We start from the raw sequence: 16811 nt of genomic DNA, 5'->3' as shown, positions 1-16811 counted from the left end.
GCAGCCGCCCCCTCGTCACTTCTTCCGGCAAAAGCAGGAGAACTTGATCGAGACGTCACTTGTCTTCTCCAGTTTCTCGACCTTGGCGCGCACCGCTTCCGCTTCTGCGGCGCGGCCAAGTTTCTGGAGGCATTCCTGATAACCCTTCAGGCTCCATATGTTGTCGGGGTGCTGGCAGGCCCGGGGCAGCGAGTCGTTCAGTCCGAGATCGGCCTCGTAGACAGCCATCGATTCCTCGACGCGCCCCTGTTCGAGCATCAGCGCGCCGAGCGCGTGACGCGCCGGCTGCATCCAGCCCCACGGCTCGTCATAGGGCAGGGCGTCGTCGAGCGCGACAGCGTTGCGCAGATGTTCGAAAGCCTGCGTGTAGTGCTGCTCGCGATAGGTGATCTCGCCCAGCATCATCTCGCGGGCGACCGCCAGAATGTCGATGCAGCGGTTGTTGAACAGGTAGCGGCTCTCCTGAACCCGCGACAGCGCAGCGTCGAACTCTGCCGCGCAAGCCTTGGCCTCCTCGACATTGCCGAGGACGCCATGGGCGACCGCCTTGGCATACCAGATCATCGTCGTCGTGACGCTGAACAGATTCTGATCCTCCGGCAATTTCTGGGCGATGATCTCGCTCCAGCGACCGAAGCGGACCATCACATGCTGCTTGACGGAGACGAAGCCCTCCAGCCAGTCGGCCATCGGTGGGGATTCCACCCGAAGCAAATCCTCCGGCAAAGTCGTGAGCATGGCGTTCGCAGTGCTTATCGCCGTTTCATATTGCCCGGCGAACATCGCGCCATAGATCTTGAAGTGGTAGTTGTGGCAGCGATAGAGCGAATAGAAATTGAGCGGCCCCCGCTTCGCGAGGAACTTGCTGTCGGCCTCGATGCCGGCGGTGTTGGCGTCGATCGCGGAAAGGTAGTCTCCGACAAGGACGTCGATGTGGCTCGGCATATGGTTGAGGTGGCCGGCATCCGGAACCAGGTTGCGCAGCGCATTGGCCGCCGGCAGCGCGGCTTCAGGGGTGGGTGACATCTCCATTGCATGAATATACAGGTGCAAAATGCCGGGATGGGTCATTCCGCCTGAATGCATGGCCTTTTCCAGCACGCTGAGGATTTCCTCGGTGTCGGCTCCGGCAGCTATCGTCCCGGCATTGATGTCCCAAAGCTGCCAGGGCGTACGGTTCATCATCGCTTCCGCGAAGATGGTGGCGATCTCCAGATTGTCGGGAAGCTGGGCATAGGCCTTGCGCATCGCGGTCGCGAAGTCGTCGTTCCACTTTTCCAGATCCTCACGCGGGGAGCCGCACTGATATCTGTAGGGCAGCGCTTCGATCAGCAGGCGCTCGAACTGCGAGGTTCCCTCGCGCAATTCCATGGCCTTCTGCGTCGCCTCGAACGCTTCGCTGATCGAGCGAGCCGCATCATCCGGATCGAAGGCGACCCAGGGCTTGTTGTAGTTGCAGCCCAGCACGAAAGCCTTGCCCCAGTAGGCCAGCGCGCAATGAGGATCGCCCGCGAGCGCGAGATTGAAGCATTCATAGGCTTCCTGATGGTTGAAGGCGTAGCAGAGCACAAGGCCACGATTGAACCACAGTTTCGTCTCCGGCGAAGACGTGGTGATCGCGACCTGATAAGCGCCGAGATCGAAATAGTCGGATGCCATGTCGTCTCTCCGTTGCATGACCGTTTGAGATTTGTTTCTGTCCGTTTCGCTCCGCCGGTTCCTGGCCGCTCCGGAGCTGGGGTTTCCCGCCGACCAAGACGGGAAACCCCGCAAGTCAGGCCTGTGTGTCGCTGCCGGAATGAAAGTTGAAGACCGCGCCTTCCTTGATGCCGCTCGGCCAGCGGGTCGTCATTGTCTTGAGGCGGGTGTTGAAGCGCACGCCCTCCATGCCGTGAATGTGGTGGTCTCCGAACAGAGACCGCTTCCAGCCTCCAAAGGAGTGATAGGCCACCGGCACCGGAATGGGCACGTTGACGCCGACCATGCCGATGCGAACGCGGGAGAAGAAGTCGCGTGCGGTGTCGCCGTCGCGGGTGAAGATCGACGTCCCGTTGCCATATTCGTGATCGTTGATCAGGGTCACGGCCTCTTCATAGGACTGGGCGCGCAGGACGGACAGGACCGGTCCGAAAATCTCGTCCCGATAGATCGACATGTCCGGCTTGACATGGTCGAACAGGCATCCGCCGAGGAAGTAGCCGTTTTCATAGCCTTGCAGCTTCACGTTGCGGCCGTCGACGACCAGCTTTGCGCCAGCGCGCTCGCCTTCCCCGATATAGCCCAGAATCCGGTCGAGGCTCTGGCGAGAGATGACCGGCCCCATGTCGGAGGCTGGATCGTCATACGGGGCGACGGTTAGCGCTGCTACTCGCGGGGCCAGAACTTCCACCAGCCGGTCAGCCGTCTTTTCGCCCACCGGAACGGCGATCGAAATCGCCATGCACCGCTCACCCGCAGAACCGTAAGCCGATCCGATCAGCGCATCGGCGACCTTGTCCATGTCGGCGTCGGGCATGACCACCAGGTGATTCTTCGCGCCGCAAAGCGCCTGGACACGCTTTCCGTTAGCGGCCCCGCGGCTGTAGATGTAGTGGCCGATCGCAGTGGAGCCGACAAAGCTGACCGCATCGACGTCCGGGTGGTCGAGGATGGCGTCGACCGCTTCCTTATCACCGTTGACGACATTGAACACGCCCGCCGGCAGTCCAGCCTCGTGAAAGAGTTGCGCGATACGGATCACCACCGACGGGTCGCGCTCCGACGGCTTGAGTACGAAGGCGTTCCCGCACGCAATCGAAACCGGATACATCCACAGGGGCACCATGGCGGGAAAATTGAACGGCGTGACGCCGGCGACAACTCCGAGAGGTTGGCGAACGGAGAAACTGTCCACCTGCGTTGCAACCTGTTCGGAATATTCGCCCTTCAGGAGATGCGGGATGCCGCAGACAAACTCGACGACCTCGATACCGCGTGCGATTTCACCCCGCGCGTCAGGCAGGGTCTTGCCATGCTCGCGCGACAGCAGTTCAGCCAGTTCGTCGGTGTGGCGCACGAGCAGATCGCGGAATGCGAACATGACGGCCGCGCGTTTCGCGGGCGGCTGAGCGCCCCACCGAACCTGCGCGTTCTTGGCGATGGCGACGACGTGTGCGACGTCGGTGGCGCTGGCAAGCTCGACCTTGCCGGTGACCATGCCGGTGGCGGGGTTGAAGATGTCGGCGGTGCGTGTGGCCGAGCCACCCCAGATTTCGCCGTCGACGAAATGTTGAACGATGTTCATTTCAAGTTTCCTCTTCACTTAAAAATTACCGGCCTCGGCGCGACGCCACAGGTCGATGATGGCGTTCGCTTCCGACATATGGCGGCGACATGGCTGTCCATCTCCCCACCTTCGTCGTGAAACACAGGCCGAGCGCAGATCGCCTGCATACGCGCGGCGCCTTCCTCATGCTCGTTCGGACAAGTCCTCCCCACGCCTCCCCGCCGTCGAATGAATGTGGCCTATCATAACAATTAATTGTTGACAATTATACAAGGATCGCTTTTCTTGAGAATGCCAAGCAGATCGGGGATACGGGTGATGCTGCCGGTTCGAGGGGGCAGATTTTCAGGACTGCGGCGGATCGTTCCGGCGACTATGTCGATGAGCGGGCATGAAAGAGGTTTGATTCCCTCTCATGTCTTCTTTCGGAGCGGTCCCGTTTCCAGGGGCGGCAGATTTGCTATGTGCGGAGGGCGGTTGTGAGTAAATCTAAATCAGGATCCAGAGATATGGCGGCAATTCCCGAATTGCCGCGTTCGGTGGCCGCGATCGCCGCGCAGCATCTGGAGCGGGAGATCATTGAGGGGCGCCTCAACCCCGGTGCGCGCCTGGCCGAAGAGGAGTGGGCTGAGAAGTTCGGCATCAGCAGAGGGTCGTTCCGCGAGGTGCTCCGCATTCTCGAGACGGCGAGGCTGGTGGAGATCATCCCGCGTCGTGGCGCGCATGTCGCGCTGCTCAATCGCCGCGATGTCGAGGAAATCTACATTCTGCGCAAGCACCTCTTTGAGCTGGCCTACATCTATGGGACGGCCAATATGACGGACGAGCATCTGAAGGTGTTCCGGGCCATCGTCGCCGACATGGAGCGGGTCGCGGCGCGCGGAGACGTGGTCGAGTTCAGCGCCCTGTCGCAAAAATTCGACGATATGGTGCTCGACGTCGCCGACATCATGCGACTGCGCATGGTCGTGGAGTTTCTCGGCAAGCAGACGATCCGCTACCGCTACGTCGGTTTCAAGATTCCCGGACGGATCGAACGTTCGCTCGCCGCCCACCGCGTCATTCTGGATGCGTTTGCGGCGCGGGATGGCGAGCGCGCGGGGGCGGTCGTCTACGAGATGATCGAATGGGCCGGCAAGAGCATTCTGGCGAGCGTCTTCGGCGACAAGGCCGAGGAGCAGGAAGTCGAGCCGGACGGTCGCACGAGACGGCGAGACCGCCGGGAGACCTGACATAATGAAAGAGGGGGGCGGAACGCCAGAACCGTCCAGTTTCTGACTCCAGTGCGCGCGCCGGCCGCGAATTCACGGACTTTCCGCGGAATTTGGACCCGTGCCCGATTGCGGTTGAGCGATCTGGGAGCAGGCGGGGCGGAAGAACAGCAGGGCGCGCCCGTCGTGTCCGGATCAGAGGAGACCGCAACCATGAGCGGCATAGTCATAACGAATGTATCCAAGTTCTATGGGGCGTTCCATGCGCTCAAGGATGTCAGCCACAGCATGGCCGAAAAGGCTGTCACCGTGATTATCGGCCCGTCGGGTTCCGGTAAGAGCACGCTCATCCGGTGCATCAACGGGCTGGAGACGATCGATGGCGGCTCTGTTTCCGTCAATGGCGTCGATGTGTTCGACAAGAAGACCAACATGAACAAGTTGCGCTCGTCTCTGGGAATGGTCTTCCAGCAGTTCAATCTCTACCCGCACATGACGATCATGCAAAACATCACCCTCGCTCCGCGAAAGGTGAAGGGCATGACGGCTGCCGCCGCGGAAAAACGGGCGCTTGAGCTGCTCGATCGCGTCAAGATCGCAGATCAGGCCAACAAGCATCCGGCGCAGCTTTCGGGCGGCCAGCAGCAGCGCGTGGCAATCGCGCGAGCTCTGGCGATGGACCCGAAGGTAATGCTTTTCGATGAGCCAACCAGTGCTCTCGATCCCGAGATGATCGGAGAAGTGCTCGACGTCATGGTCGACCTGGCTCGGGATGGAATGACGATGGTGGTGGTTACGCATGAGCTTGGTTTCGCCAAGCAGGTGGCTGACCAGGTCGTCTTCATGGATGGAGGGAAAATTGTGGAGTTCGGCAAGCCGGAAGAGCTCTTCGCAAACCCCCGCGACCCAAGGGCGCGGCAGTTTCTATCCAGTGTACTTCATTAGAACATCAATAGTTGGAGGAGATAAGAAATGCCCATAAATAAGAGGGACCTGCTTTCAGTCGCAGGTGTTTGTGGTCTGGCGATGTTCGTCTCGGCCTGTTCCTCTTCTGAGCAGCAGAAGAGCGACGTCGATCCTTCGGCGGTTACCTGGCAGAATATCGAAAGCAACGGCAAGGTCGTCGTAGGCGTCAAGTACGATACGATCCCTTATGGCTTCGTCCCGCAGGGTCAGGACACGCCCGTTGGCTTTGACATTGACCTGGCCACGGAAATCGCCAAGCGCTGGGGGGTCGAGATCGAACTTCAGCCGGTGACAAGCGCCAATCGCATCGCCAACCTGACCACGTCCAAGGTCGATTTCATCGCCGCCTCGATCGTTCACACGCGCGAGCGCGACGAAAAGATCGACTACTCGGTCACCTACATTGCTGAATCTATGAAGCTGATGGTGCCTATGGATTCGGCCATCAACACCATCGCCGACCTGGGCGGTAAGACGGTGGCTCTCGCGCAGGGCTCGATCCAGTCGCAGATGATGAAGCAGATGAACCCGCAGGCGCGCGTTCTGGAGATGAAAGACTGGGCCGACGTCTATCTCGCCGTCCAGCAGGGTCGGGCGGATGCAGCCTTCGATACAGCCGGATCGCTCGGCTCCGCTGTGGCCGCGGCCAAGGAAGCCGGGGTTTCGTTGAAGGTGGTCGGCGAGGACGGTATCGGCAACTCACCCTTCGCATTCGGTGTGCGTCAGGGCGACGCCCTGGTTCGAGACCATCTGAACTTCACACTGATGGAAATGGTTGAGGATGGCACCTACGAAACCATCTTCAGGAAATGGTGGAGCGACCTCTACGCGAAGACCTATCAGGTCGAAGTCTGGCCGAAATAAGCACCTGGACGATTTGATATGGGCTCCGTCAACTGGAACGTTGTTTTTGGACCCGAAGGTCGAGCGCTGTTTGCATCCGGCCTTTGGATCACCGTGCAACTCGCTTTTTTCGCCATTGTCTTTTCAACGTTAATCGGCAGCCTGATCGCAGTCGGGCGGGTGTCGAAGTCACCCGCCCTGCGTCCCCTGCGCATTACGCTGACGGCTCTGGTCGAATTCATCCGCAACGTGCCGGTGCTGGTCCAACTGGCGTTCTGGTATTTCGGCGTGTTCGGACTGTCGGCGGTCCAGTGGCTCGTCTCGCCGCTGACATCCCTCTACAGCATTGAGTTCATCGCCGGTGCGTGCGCCCTGATCGTCTATCGCAGCGCATATATTGCCGAGGCCATTCGCTCGGGTCTCCAGTCTGTCCCCCGGGGGCAATATGAGGCGGCCAGGGCCAGCGGGCTTGGCTACCTGACAACGATGGTTCGCATCATCTTGCCGCAGGCTTACAGAATGTCCCTGCCGGCGCTGATCAACCATTATGTCGGAGTAACCAAGAACACCAGCATCGTGCTGGTCATCGGTGTCCCGGATCTGGTCTTCCAGGCCTACACGCTCACATCGCGCACTTTCGAGGTTTTCCTCGTCATGGGGACAGCGGTGGCTACCTTCGTGGTGCTTTGCACGGTCGTCAGTTCAGGGTTCAATGCGCTGGCCAACTATCTCGACCACCGATGGGGATATGTCCGTCATTCGAACCGGCCCCACTCACTGAAATCATGGCTTGAGGCGTGGGCGGCATGAGCGCGATCCTGAACAACTGGGAGTACATGCTTGCCGGTCTGCGCTATACGTTCGCGCTGGCTCTGGTAGGCATCGTCGGCAGCTTTTTGCTTGGCTGCATACTGGCGACTCTGCGCCTCTCGCCATATTTGCCGGCGCGGCTTGTGGCCAAGGTCTTCATCGAACTCGTCAGAAGCGTTCCGCTGCTGTTGTTCATCTTCTTCACATACTTCCTGATGACGGAACTTGGCTACAATGTATCGGCGTTTGTTTCGGGATGCATTGCACTGGTGGTCTTCACAAGCGTTTATGTGGCGGAGATCATCCGAAGCGGTATCCTCGGCGTGCATCCTGGGCATGTCGAAGCGGCGCGTGCGAGCGGGCTGAGCTATCTTCAGACCACCCTCCATGTTGTGCTGCCTCAGGCGATCCGCCGCATGATGCCGTCCCTGTCATCGGAATTCATCATGCTTATCAAGGAAACCTCGCTTGTTTCCGTGATCGGCGTGCAGGAATTCTACACGAGGGTGAGCATCACAAATTCCCGCGTTCTTGTTCATCCGTTCGAATTACTGATGTTCGCTGCAGTCGTGTATTTTTGCATCTGCTTCGCACTCAGCTTCGTGGCCAGAAAATACGAGCTTAGAAGTGACATTTAGTCATTCCTATCAGGTCGTTCTCACTTCAAGATCATCATGGAGTTTATTGTGAAGGAAGAAGAAGGTTACACGCTCAGCAGTCCGCTGTTCGAAGATCTGTGGTCCAGGGCTTCAATGCGCCGGAAGTTCTCCGATCTCGACATGGTTGGCGGTTGGGTCAGGACCGAGGTCGCGCTTGCGCGAGCCCAGGCGGCCGTCGGATTGATCCCCGCAGAAGCAGCGACGGCGATCGAGGAAACCGGCAAATCCCATGTGTTCGACATGGTCGCCATGCGGCACGGCGTCACCGCGACGCTTCATCAGTTGATGCCGTTCATCAATCAGTTCCGCGACGCCTGTCCGGACGATGCAGGGCAATATCTTCACTGGGGCGCGACGACACAGGACATCATCGACACCGGCGCCATGCTGCGCTCCAGGGAAGCGATGTCGATGATCCTGGAAGGGCTTGAGACGCTCGAAGCGGCTCTGGCGGCGCTGTGCGCGCGCGAGGCCGAAACAGTGATGGCGGGGCGCACCCATGGTCAGCAGGCGCTGCCGATCACTTTTGGCTTCAAGGTCGCCAACTGGCTCTCGGAAATTCGCCGTGGCAGGGCCAGGCTCAAGGCGATGTGCGAGCGTGTGTTCGTCGTCAGTATCGTTGGCGCGGTCGGCACATCCGCCTATATGGGCCCGAAGGGGACGGAGGTGGCTCAGAAGGTAGCCGCCGATCTGGGGCTGGGCTGGGATCCGGTCTCGTGGCAGGCCGCCCGCGACCGTCTCGGCGAAATGTTGTCTGGCATGATCCTGCTCGGTTCGTCCCTCGGGCGTATCGGCCATGAACTGGCCGTTCTCCAGAAGACCGAATTGGCCGAGGTTCACGAACCGCACGGGCCTGAACAGGTTGGCAGCAGCACTATGCCCCAGAAGCGCAACCCGAGCATCGCCGAGGGTGTTCTATCGGCGGGACTGATGCTGCGCGCACAGGCCGGTCTGGCTATGGAACTGATGGCGACCGAACATGAGCGGGACGATTCCCGCTGGCAGATCGACTCGCGTATTGTGCCTGAGGTTTTCCTCTTGCTCGACGGCCAGATAGGCAACCTGACCTACCTGGTCGAGGGACTTGAGGTGGACCGCGAGCGGATGCGCGCCAACATCGTCGCCGAGGTGGCGGGAGAGCCGATGATGCGCGCCCTGGCTTCCTTCCTCGGCCGGCACAACGCGCATGATGTGCTGCACGAGTGCTTCATGCTCGCCCATGAGAGGCGCATTCCGATCCTCGACGTTCTGAGCGCGAATGAAAGCGTCAGCGCCCATCTGAGCAAGGAGCAGCTTCAGTCGCTGATGGACCCCTCATCTTATCTCGGCGTTGCGGTGGATGTCGCGCGCAATGAGGCCGGCCGGGCCTGCTGAAGCTGCGGTCGAATGCTGGGGGCGAACGGCCTCCAGCATTCCAGAACCCGGTGGGCGGAAGAAAAAGGATCGCCACTTCCGCTCGCCGCCTGACGCCTGCCCGGAGAAGAAGACTTGGTTTGTGGTACTGAAACATCCGCCAGGGCGGATCACGCTGTAACGGCGACGCTCGCCGGATACGCGCTCGGAGACGTCGCTCATCACCTGACGGCGGAGGCGGCCCGGCAGGCCCGGGACACGCTCCTCGACACGATCGGCGTTGCGCTTGCTGCCCGGAACTCCGAACTGGTTGGAATCCTCGCCAGGACGCACCCGGGCGGCGCGGGCCCAGGTGGCTCGACTATCTGGACAAGCGGTTGCCGAGCGGACGCCGAAACGGCGGCCATGGTCAACGGTGCGACCGCGCACGCAATGGACTACGACGACACCAATGAGTCGATGAGGGGTCACCTCGCCGCGACCATCTGGCCGGTTCTTCTGGCTCTCGGCGAACAGACTGGTTCCAGCGGCCAAGCTTTGGCCGAAGCTTATGTGGTTGGCGTTCGCGCCGCTGTGGCCATCGCGGACGGAATGACGATCGATGATCATTATGCGCGCGGCTGGCACTCGACATCGACCGTCGGGGTCGTGGCGGCGACATGCGCGGCGGCGAGATTGCTTAGCCTGAGCCTGAACCAGACGCGACATGCGCTGGGGCTGGCCGGCTCCATGGCTGGGGGCAGCCGCCAGAACTTCGGCACGATGACGAAGCCGTTTCATGCGGGGTTTGCCGCTCGCAACGCTGTCGTCGCCGTTAAACTCGCCCAGGCCGGTTTCGAAGCCAATCCCTCGATGCTCGAGGGTCCTTTGGGTTACTATGCCTTGTTCGACGGACGGCAGCGTCTGGACCAGGTGGCGCGCAGCCTGCGCGATGCATGGACGCCTTCGCGCCATGGCGTCAGCCTCAAGAATTACGCGATCTGCTACAATCTCCATCGCATGTGCGACGCCATGGCGAACATCAAGGCGCGCACGGCCGTTCAACCCGACGACATTGTGCGCATCCGCGTTGCCGTCGAACCGCAGGGGAAAGCGCCGCTCATCCACAGCCAGCCAACTGCCGCACTCGAGTGCAAGTTCAGCGCCGAGTATGTGCTAGGCGCATTGGCGCACGGCCGAATGCTCGGTCCTGCGGATTTCGGCGAGGGGATATTGGAAAGCGAGGCCCTGCAGGCGCTGATGCGCCGGATAGAAGTTTCCGAACACCCGGCGCCGCAGGTCGGAAAGCCTGATTGGTACGAAGGATATGCCGTCGTCTGTGTAGAGCTTCGTTCCGGGAACGTGCTGTCGGAGCGTGTGGACAACCCGAAAGGCCATTGGGGAGCGCCGTTCTCCCGGGAAGAAATTTCACGAAAGTTCCGGGATTGCGTCGAGTTCGGGTGTCCCGGTGCGGACGTGGCCGTGCTGGAGCGGGAAATCCGGGATGTCCTGGAGACGGACCGTTTCGGCGGATTTTCTTCGCTCCCGCCGAAATGACTGGCTGAGGCCAGGGGTGCGACAACCGAAGGGTCGGGTTCTTCCACAACTGGCCGGATGAGCACTATCACAAGAAGATTCGGACCGCCGGCTGGATCCGAGGGGTCGTCGCGGAGGGTGGGCCATTGAACACCGTCACCGAACCGCTGATCGAAGATGCGTTCAGGCCGCCTTCCGTCATTATCGGCGACCCGATATCCGCCACACCGCTGATCGTACCGAAAGGACGGCAGACTGGATGCTATGCGGCTGTGCAAGTCATGCGACTGGACATATCCCTTCGTTCGGGAAAGAAGCGGGGCCATGACTCATCTGCTCAAACGCTTCGCCACCTATTACCGCCCGCATCGCGGCCTGTTCGCGCTCGATTTCGGCAGCGCGGTTGCAGCGGGCCTGCTGGAACTGGCGTTTCCCGTCGCGGTGACGCTGTTCATCGACCGGCTGCTTCCAACCGGCCAGCTCAGTGTGATCGCGCTGGCCACTGTCGGCCTGTTCCTCATCTATCTGTTCAATGCCGCACTGCAGGTCATCGTCACCTATTGGGGCCATATGCTTGGCCTGAGGATCGAGACGGAGATGCGGCGCAAAGCTTTCGACCATCTGCAAAAGCTTTCCTTCGGCTTCTTCGACAACCAGAAGACCGGCCATCTCGTGGCAAGGCTGACCAAGGATCTCGAAGAAATCGGCGAAGTTGCCCATCATGGCCCGGAAGACCTGTTCATCGCCCTGATGACGCTGGTCGGAGCCTTCCTGCTGATGCTGTGGGTGCATGTGCCGCTGGCGCTGATCACAGCGACGATCGTTCCTGTCACCATGATCGTGACCACGCTCTACGGTAAGCGGATGACCGCCACCTGGCGCGCGCTCTACGGTCGGATCGGAGAGTTCAACGCCCGCATCGAGGAGAATGTCGGCGGCATCCGCGTGGTGCAGGCCTTCGCCAACGAGGACCACGAACGCAAACTGTTTGCGGAAAACAACCGCAACTATCTCACGACAAAGCTAGAAGCCTACAGGATCATGGCGGCTTCCCTGTCATTGTCCTATCTGTCGATGCGCTTCGTCCAGGTCATCGTCATGCTGGCGGGCGCGTGGTTCGTCGTGCGCGGCGAGTTGACCGCGGGCGGCTTCGTCGGCTTCCTGCTGCTGGTGAACGTGTTCTTCCGCCCCATCGACAAGATCAACTCGATCATCGACACCTATCCGAAGGGCATTGCGGGCTTTCAGCGCTATGCCGAATTTCTCGACACGCGGCCGGACATCGAAGACAAGCCTTCGGCGAAAACGGTCGATCGCCTGCATGGCGAAATTGAATACCGCCATGTTCGCTTTGCCTATCGCACCGGCCGGCCGATCCTGTTCGATATTGACTTCAGCATCCGGCCCGGTGAGACCATCGCTTTCGTCGGCTCGTCCGGCGCTGGCAAGACGACGATCTGCTCGCTGCTGCCGCGCTTCTACGAGGTGACTGGCGGCGCGATCAGCATTGACGGCGTCGACATCAGGGACATGACGCTGAATTCGCTGCGCTCCAATATCGGCATCGTGCAGCAGGACGTCTTCCTGTTCGCCGGCACGATCCGCGAGAACATCGCCTATGGAAGGCTCGACGCCACGGAAGCGGAAATCCTCGACGCCGCCCGTCGCGCACGGCTGGACGATGTGATCGCCTCTCTCCCCGAAGGCATGGACACCATCGTCGGCGAACGTGGGGTCAAGCTGTCGGGTGGGCAGAAGCAGCGGCTGGCTATCGCCCGTATCTTCCTGAGGAACCCGCCGATCCTTATCCTCGACGAGGCGACCTCGGCGCTCGACACCGAGACCGAGCGCGCGATCCAGCAGTCATTGGCCGATCTGTCGGCAGGCCGCACCACCCTGGTCATCGCCCATCGCCTCGCCACCATCGCCAATGCCGACCGCATCATGGTCGTTGAGGACGGCAGCATCGTCGAAGAGGGGAGCCATGCAGAGTTGCTTGCGCGCGAGGGCGGCCGCTATCGCGACCTGCATGCCGTGCAAGCCGGCGCGACGGCAAGCAATCTGGAGAAAACACAGTGCAGGTAATGCGTCAGGATGCGGTGTGAATTGAGCGCCGCCACCCAGCCTGCGGGTCAAACTGCGAGTCGTTGCAGAAGCAGCTTCGCCTCAGGAGACAAGGGCTTGTCCTTGCGATGGGCCGCCACCACTTTGAATTGGCCGAGCGAGCCGGGAGCGTCCACAATATTGAGGGCCGCCAGGCCTGCAGTTTCCAGCAATCGGCGTGGCTGATAGCTCAGGCTGTCGGAGCGGAGGAGGTGCGCCACCAGATAGGAAATAGAATCCGTCTCGACGATTTTTTTGGGCAGCTTGATCCCCATCTGCTCAAAAATAGGTACGATATTGCTCGTCGAGGCAAAATTGTCTCCGATATTTATCCAGGGATATTCCGTCATGTCCGCAAGCGTAACGTGGTTGCTGGATGTCAGCGGATGATTGGAGCGCGCCACCACGCAATATTGTTCCTGCAGGATGGTTATGGTCACAAGATCGGTCAGGTCCACACTTCGCGAGACTGATGTCACGAAGAAATCGAGGTCTCCGTTTTCGATGGCTGTAGCCAGATGGTCGCTTGTCCCGGTCACTATTTCGATTTTCAGGTCGGGAACGCTCTGAAGAACATCGGTTACTGCATTTGGCAGCATTTCGGCCGCAACGTAGGAATCCGAGCCAACGCGCAAACGGCCGGTGTTGCCGCCCGCAAGCGCAGCGAACTCGGCCTGTGCTGCATTGAGTTCGGCGAGAATCCGGTTCGCCCGCGGAAAGAACGCTTCCGCATGCATCGTCGGTTCAATGCCCCGGGCGCCCCGGATGAACAATTTGATCCCCAATTCGGCTTCCAGAGTCTGGATCATCTTGGTGAGGGCCGGTTGCGAAAGATTCAGCTTCAGGGAAGCGTGGGTCATTGAACGACCCGAATAGGCGGAAATGAAAGCCTCGATACTGCGGATTCGCATTCGATCCTCCAGGGACGGCCGGTCCGAAAAATATCTCGGGGCTCTGCCGCAATGGCGGCGGATTGTTACGGATGGAAGTGTGACGACACGAGGGCCGACACCACACTAATACTGGATAAATCCAGGCCGTCCATTGTCCATCTCGCCGCTGCTATCTCAATTCAGGCAGAATCCCGTTGCGTCCTGGCCCGAAGGGCGCCCGCCTCGGCTGGCGTCAGGGGCTTTGTGTTCCGCCCCTCAAGAAGCAGGAAGAGCTTGGCGGTTTCTTCCAGTTCCTCCGTCGCATATTGGGCGTCAAGCAGGGTCTTTCCCGCGACGACCGGCCCGTGATTGGCCAGGAGAACGGCATGGCTGTGGCCTGCTTTTTCCGCCACGGCCGCGGCAAGCGCCTTGTCGCCAGGCGGGAAATAGGGGACGAGCGGCAGCGAGCCCACCCGCATCACATAATAAGCTGTCAGGGGCGGCAGCACGTCGTCGGGATCGACGCCATCCAGGATGCTGACGGCCACCGAATAGGTGGAATGGAGATGCACGACGGCCCCGGCATGTTGGCGTTGGCAGTACATGCATTGATGCAGGAAGGCCTCCTTCGTCGGCTTGTCGCCGTCGATATGAACGCCTTCGGCGCTGAAGCGCGACAGGCGCGCTGGCTCGAGGCTGCCGAGCGAAATGTTGGTCGGCGTCATCAGGATCTCGCCATTGGAAAGGCGGGCGCTGATATTGCCTGTCGAGCCGAATGTCAGCCCGCGGTCGAAAAGAGATTTCCCCACGCTGGCGATCTGGTCCCGCAGGCGCGTCGCTTCGGAGAGGATGGTGCTCATTGGATGCGGGACCACGCTTTCAGGAAAAAATCGTCTGCGCCGAAATTGCCGGACTTGAGCGCAAGCGCAATTGGCCGCTCTTCCCCGACGCTGCGGGTCCAGGGGACCCCCGGATCGATTTCCGGGCCGATCTGCAGGGCGCTCACTCCAAGCGCCTGGACCACTGCGCCGGATGTTTCACCACCGGCGACGAGGAAGCGGGTGAAGTTGTCCTGCTTCAGCCTGCCCGCTACTTCGGCAAGCAGGTCCTCCACCAATGCGCCCGCATTCTCGCGCCCGAGTTCTTTTTGAATATCGATGACCTCCGAGGGATCGGCGCTCGAATAGACGATGGGCGTCGGGTGATTGCTTGTCTTGACCCAGTCCGCGACGCTTTCCGCGGTGACGACGCCCTTTGCGACAAGAAGCGGATTTATCTTGAGGGCGGGAACTTCGGCGCGCATGGCCTGATCGATTTGCCGGCGTGTCGCCGCCGAGCAAGATCCCGCCAGTATCACGGCGCGACCGTCCGTGGCGGAGAAGGCCCATTCGGCTTTCTTTTCGCCGATTTTTCCAGCGCGCCGGAAATTCTCAGGCAGGCCGAGTGCGATTCCGGACCCGCCTGTGATGAGCTTCATGCCGGAGGCTGCGCGGCCGATCTGGCGCAGATGGTTGTCATCCAGCGCATCGACGATCATGATCTTCTCGCCGCCCGCTATCGCGGCCTGGAATGCGGAAGAAATCGCCGCGCTGCCTTCCTTGACCGCATCATGGGAAACCAGGCCGACCGGAAGCGTCGTCTGCCGCTGGAGCACCCGCACGAGATTGGCGTCATCCATCGGCGTCAGCGGATGATCCTTCATCGGGCTGTCGGACAGGAGGGTGTCGCCGACGAAGAGATGCCCGCGATAAACCGCCCTGCCATTGGTGGGAAATGCGGGGCAGGCGATGGTCAGCGGCGCATCGAGCAACTCGAGCAGCGCCTCCGTGACCTGGCCGATATTGCCGGCGGGAGTGGAATCGAAGGTCGAGCAATATTTGAAGACGATCTGCTCGGCTCCAGCGTCGAGCAGTCTCCTGGCGGCGGCGCGCGAGATCGTGACCGCCTCGCTTGCCGGGATCGTACGCGATTTCAGCGCAAGGACGACGGCCTCGGCATCGCCGAAGTCGAAATCCGCCGGCGGAACACCGATCACCTGCACGGTCCGCATGCCTTCGCGGGCAAGCGTCAAGGCAAGATCCGTCGCTCCGGTCAAATCATCGGCAACCGCCCCTAGAAGCATAATCGTTCAGTCCTTCCCGTTCGTTTCATGCCGTCGCGCCTTCGACGATTTCATAGCCGGTGTCGATGACGCGGCGGTGGTCTGATGTTTCTGCCGCGCCCAACAGCCTTTCGACCGCGGTCTTTCCGATGAGGAAGCGGTTCGAGCGTACAGTGGATAAGGGTTTCGGCAGGTCCTGCCCGATAGCGAGGCCGTTGAAGCCGAAGAGGGCGAGCTCCTCTTTCACCGAAATCCCCGCTTCCAGGCAGTGGAAGAAGCCGCCAATAGCCATGTCGTCATTGGAAAAGACAACGACATCCAGTTTCGGAGCGTCCAGCAGCAGCGCCTTGAGAGTTTCCTTTCCCGCACGCGTCGAACTGGCGTGGGGGCTGCGGCTCTCGGCTGTGAGCGACAGACCCGCCTCGGCGAGGGCGGCGCAAAGGCCGTTATAGCGCCGGCGCGCCCGGCGGTCGGCATCCCAGTCGTGACCGACATAGCCGAAGCGCCTGTAGCCACGCTGAATGAGATGGCGTCCGCTGTCATAGCCGGCGCGCCGATGCGAAAGGCCGACGGCGATGTCGATCGGCTCGGCGTCGATGTCCATCAGTTCGGCGACGCGGACATCATGCTTGGCCAGCATCATGCGGGTCGCATCGGTATGGTCGAAGCCGGTCATGATGAGCGCGGCGGGCTTCCAGGCCAGCAGCGATGATACGATATGCTGTTCGACGACGGGATCATACTCGGTGACACCCACCAGCGATTGATAGTTTGTCGACGCCAGAGCCGCCTGGATACCGCGCAACACTTCCGGAAAGACGATGTTGGAAAGCGAGGGCAGCAGGACGCCGATCAGGGGAGCGCCGGCGGAGGCAAGTGATCCGGCCGCACGGTTCGGAACATAGCCCAGCGCATCGATGGCGGCGGTCACACGCAACCGGGTGTCGCTGGAGATCGGCCCCTTGTTGCGCACCACCCGCGATACGGTGATCTCGCTCACCCCGGCCATCAGAGCCACGTCCTTTAATGTCGGGGCAACCGGGGGCATTTCCCGTACTTCCTCCTGAATGGGTGCGTTCATCGTAAATGACAGCGCTAACATTATTCTGTTGC

The 16811-nt window shown here is 60.8% G+C and carries 14 protein-coding genes; 8 read left to right on the top strand and 6 right to left on the bottom strand.

The genetic code is table 11. From position 1 onward, the window contains the following. Positions 1-15: 15 nt before the first annotated feature. Both ABID44_RS07535 and ABID44_RS07530 read right to left on the bottom strand, forming a co-directional pair. Positions 16-1659, bottom strand: a complete 1644-nt coding sequence (locus ABID44_RS07535; protein ID WP_354151085.1) for a tetratricopeptide repeat protein — start codon at positions 1657-1659, stop codon at positions 16-18. 115 nt (positions 1660-1774) lie between these two features. Next, a complete protein-coding gene (locus tag ABID44_RS07530) occupies positions 1775-3283 on the bottom strand; it encodes a CoA-acylating methylmalonate-semialdehyde dehydrogenase (RefSeq protein ID WP_354151084.1) in 1509 nt (502 codons plus the stop codon). A gap of 491 nt (positions 3284-3774) precedes the next feature. On the opposite strand from ABID44_RS07530, the gene ABID44_RS07525 reads away from it, so the two are divergent. The 8 genes from ABID44_RS07525 (at position 3775) to ABID44_RS07490 (ending at position 12707) form a co-directional block, all read left to right on the top strand. After that, on the top strand, positions 3775-4497 hold the full coding sequence (locus ABID44_RS07525; protein WP_354151083.1) for a GntR family transcriptional regulator: 723 nt from the start codon (positions 3775-3777) through the stop codon (positions 4495-4497). Positions 4498-4689: 192 nt separating this feature from the next. Further along, the gene (locus ABID44_RS07520) at positions 4690-5421 is read left to right on the top strand and encodes an amino acid ABC transporter ATP-binding protein (protein ID WP_354151259.1); all 732 of its coding nucleotides are present in this window, start codon (positions 4690-4692) and stop codon (positions 5419-5421) included. A 27-nt stretch (positions 5422-5448) separates the two neighbouring features. Beyond that, positions 5449-6306 carry a transporter substrate-binding domain-containing protein gene (locus ABID44_RS07515; RefSeq protein WP_354151082.1) on the top strand — a complete coding sequence of 286 codons (858 nt, stop codon included), beginning with the start codon at positions 5449-5451 and terminating at the stop codon, positions 6304-6306. 18 nt (positions 6307-6324) lie between these two features. After that, a complete protein-coding gene (locus ABID44_RS07510) occupies positions 6325-7095 on the top strand; it encodes an amino acid ABC transporter permease (RefSeq protein WP_354151081.1) in 771 nt (256 codons plus the stop codon). After that, positions 7092-7733, top strand: a complete 642-nt coding sequence (locus ABID44_RS07505; protein WP_354151080.1) for an amino acid ABC transporter permease — start codon at positions 7092-7094, stop codon at positions 7731-7733. The genes ABID44_RS07510 and ABID44_RS07505 overlap by 4 nt, the downstream gene beginning before the upstream one ends. 48 nt (positions 7734-7781) lie before the next feature. Next, positions 7782-9128, top strand: a complete 1347-nt coding sequence (locus ABID44_RS07500) for a class-II fumarase/aspartase family protein (RefSeq protein WP_354151079.1) — start codon at positions 7782-7784, stop codon at positions 9126-9128. A gap of 114 nt (positions 9129-9242) precedes the next feature. Continuing rightward, positions 9243-10643 (top strand): MmgE/PrpD family protein, encoded by a 1401-nt coding sequence (locus ABID44_RS07495; protein ID WP_354151078.1) that lies wholly within the window; start codon positions 9243-9245, stop codon positions 10641-10643. A 303-nt stretch (positions 10644-10946) separates the two neighbouring features. Then, complete coding sequence (locus ABID44_RS07490) at positions 10947-12707, top strand: ABC transporter ATP-binding protein (protein ID WP_354151077.1); 1761 nt, start codon at positions 10947-10949, stop codon at positions 12705-12707. Between the two features lie 47 nt (positions 12708-12754). Here ABID44_RS07490 and ABID44_RS07485 read toward each other — a convergent pair whose 3' ends face one another. The 4 genes from ABID44_RS07485 to ABID44_RS07470 form a co-directional block, all read right to left on the bottom strand. Next, on the bottom strand, positions 12755-13636 hold the full coding sequence (locus ABID44_RS07485; protein ID WP_354151076.1) for a LysR family transcriptional regulator: 882 nt from the start codon (positions 13634-13636) through the stop codon (positions 12755-12757). Between the two features lie 161 nt (positions 13637-13797). Further along, positions 13798-14457, bottom strand: a complete 660-nt coding sequence (gene otnC / locus ABID44_RS07480) for a 3-oxo-tetronate 4-phosphate decarboxylase (protein WP_354151075.1) — start codon at positions 14455-14457, stop codon at positions 13798-13800. Further along, a complete protein-coding gene (gene otnK / locus ABID44_RS07475; RefSeq protein ID WP_354151074.1) occupies positions 14454-15719 on the bottom strand; it encodes a 3-oxo-tetronate kinase in 1266 nt (421 codons plus the stop codon). Before otnK ends, otnC begins: the two co-directional genes overlap by 4 nt. A gap of 25 nt (positions 15720-15744) precedes the next feature. After that, positions 15745-16746 carry a LacI family DNA-binding transcriptional regulator gene (locus tag ABID44_RS07470; RefSeq protein ID WP_354151073.1) on the bottom strand — a complete coding sequence of 334 codons (1002 nt, stop codon included), beginning with the start codon at positions 16744-16746 and terminating at the stop codon, positions 15745-15747. Between the last annotated feature and the right edge of the window lie 65 nt (positions 16747-16811).

The organism is Aquamicrobium ahrensii, from assembly GCF_040545755.1.
GTDB classification, from domain to species: Bacteria; Pseudomonadota; Alphaproteobacteria; order Rhizobiales; family Rhizobiaceae; genus Mesorhizobium; species Mesorhizobium ahrensii.
Note: the sequence above shows the minus strand (reverse complement) of the source record. Positions and strands in the feature narration are given on the sequence as shown.

Excerpts from the sequence above, each read along its gene's own strand:
- ABID44_RS07535 (WP_354151085.1), bottom strand. The coding sequence starts at position 1,659 with ATGGCATCCGACTATTTCGATCTCGGCGCTTATCAGGTCGCGATCACC.
- ABID44_RS07530 (WP_354151084.1), bottom strand. The coding sequence starts at position 3,283 with ATGAACATCGTTCAACATTTCGTCGACGGCGAAATCTGGGGTGGCTCG.
- ABID44_RS07525 (WP_354151083.1), top strand. The coding sequence starts at position 3,775 with ATGGCGGCAATTCCCGAATTGCCGCGTTCGGTGGCCGCGATCGCCGCG.
- ABID44_RS07520 (WP_354151259.1), top strand. The coding sequence starts at position 4,690 with ATGAGCGGCATAGTCATAACGAATGTATCCAAGTTCTATGGGGCGTTC.
- ABID44_RS07515 (WP_354151082.1), top strand. The coding sequence starts at position 5,449 with ATGCCCATAAATAAGAGGGACCTGCTTTCAGTCGCAGGTGTTTGTGGT.
- ABID44_RS07510 (WP_354151081.1), top strand. The coding sequence starts at position 6,325 with ATGGGCTCCGTCAACTGGAACGTTGTTTTTGGACCCGAAGGTCGAGCG.
- ABID44_RS07505 (WP_354151080.1), top strand. The coding sequence starts at position 7,092 with ATGAGCGCGATCCTGAACAACTGGGAGTACATGCTTGCCGGTCTGCGC.
- ABID44_RS07490 (WP_354151077.1), top strand. The coding sequence starts at position 10,947 with ATGACTCATCTGCTCAAACGCTTCGCCACCTATTACCGCCCGCATCGC.
- ABID44_RS07485 (WP_354151076.1), bottom strand. The coding sequence starts at position 13,636 with ATGCGAATCCGCAGTATCGAGGCTTTCATTTCCGCCTATTCGGGTCGT.
- otnC (WP_354151075.1), bottom strand. The coding sequence starts at position 14,457 with ATGAGCACCATCCTCTCCGAAGCGACGCGCCTGCGGGACCAGATCGCC.
- otnK (WP_354151074.1), bottom strand. The coding sequence starts at position 15,719 with ATGCTTCTAGGGGCGGTTGCCGATGATTTGACCGGAGCGACGGATCTT.
- ABID44_RS07470 (WP_354151073.1), bottom strand. The coding sequence starts at position 16,746 with ATGCCCCCGGTTGCCCCGACATTAAAGGACGTGGCTCTGATGGCCGGG.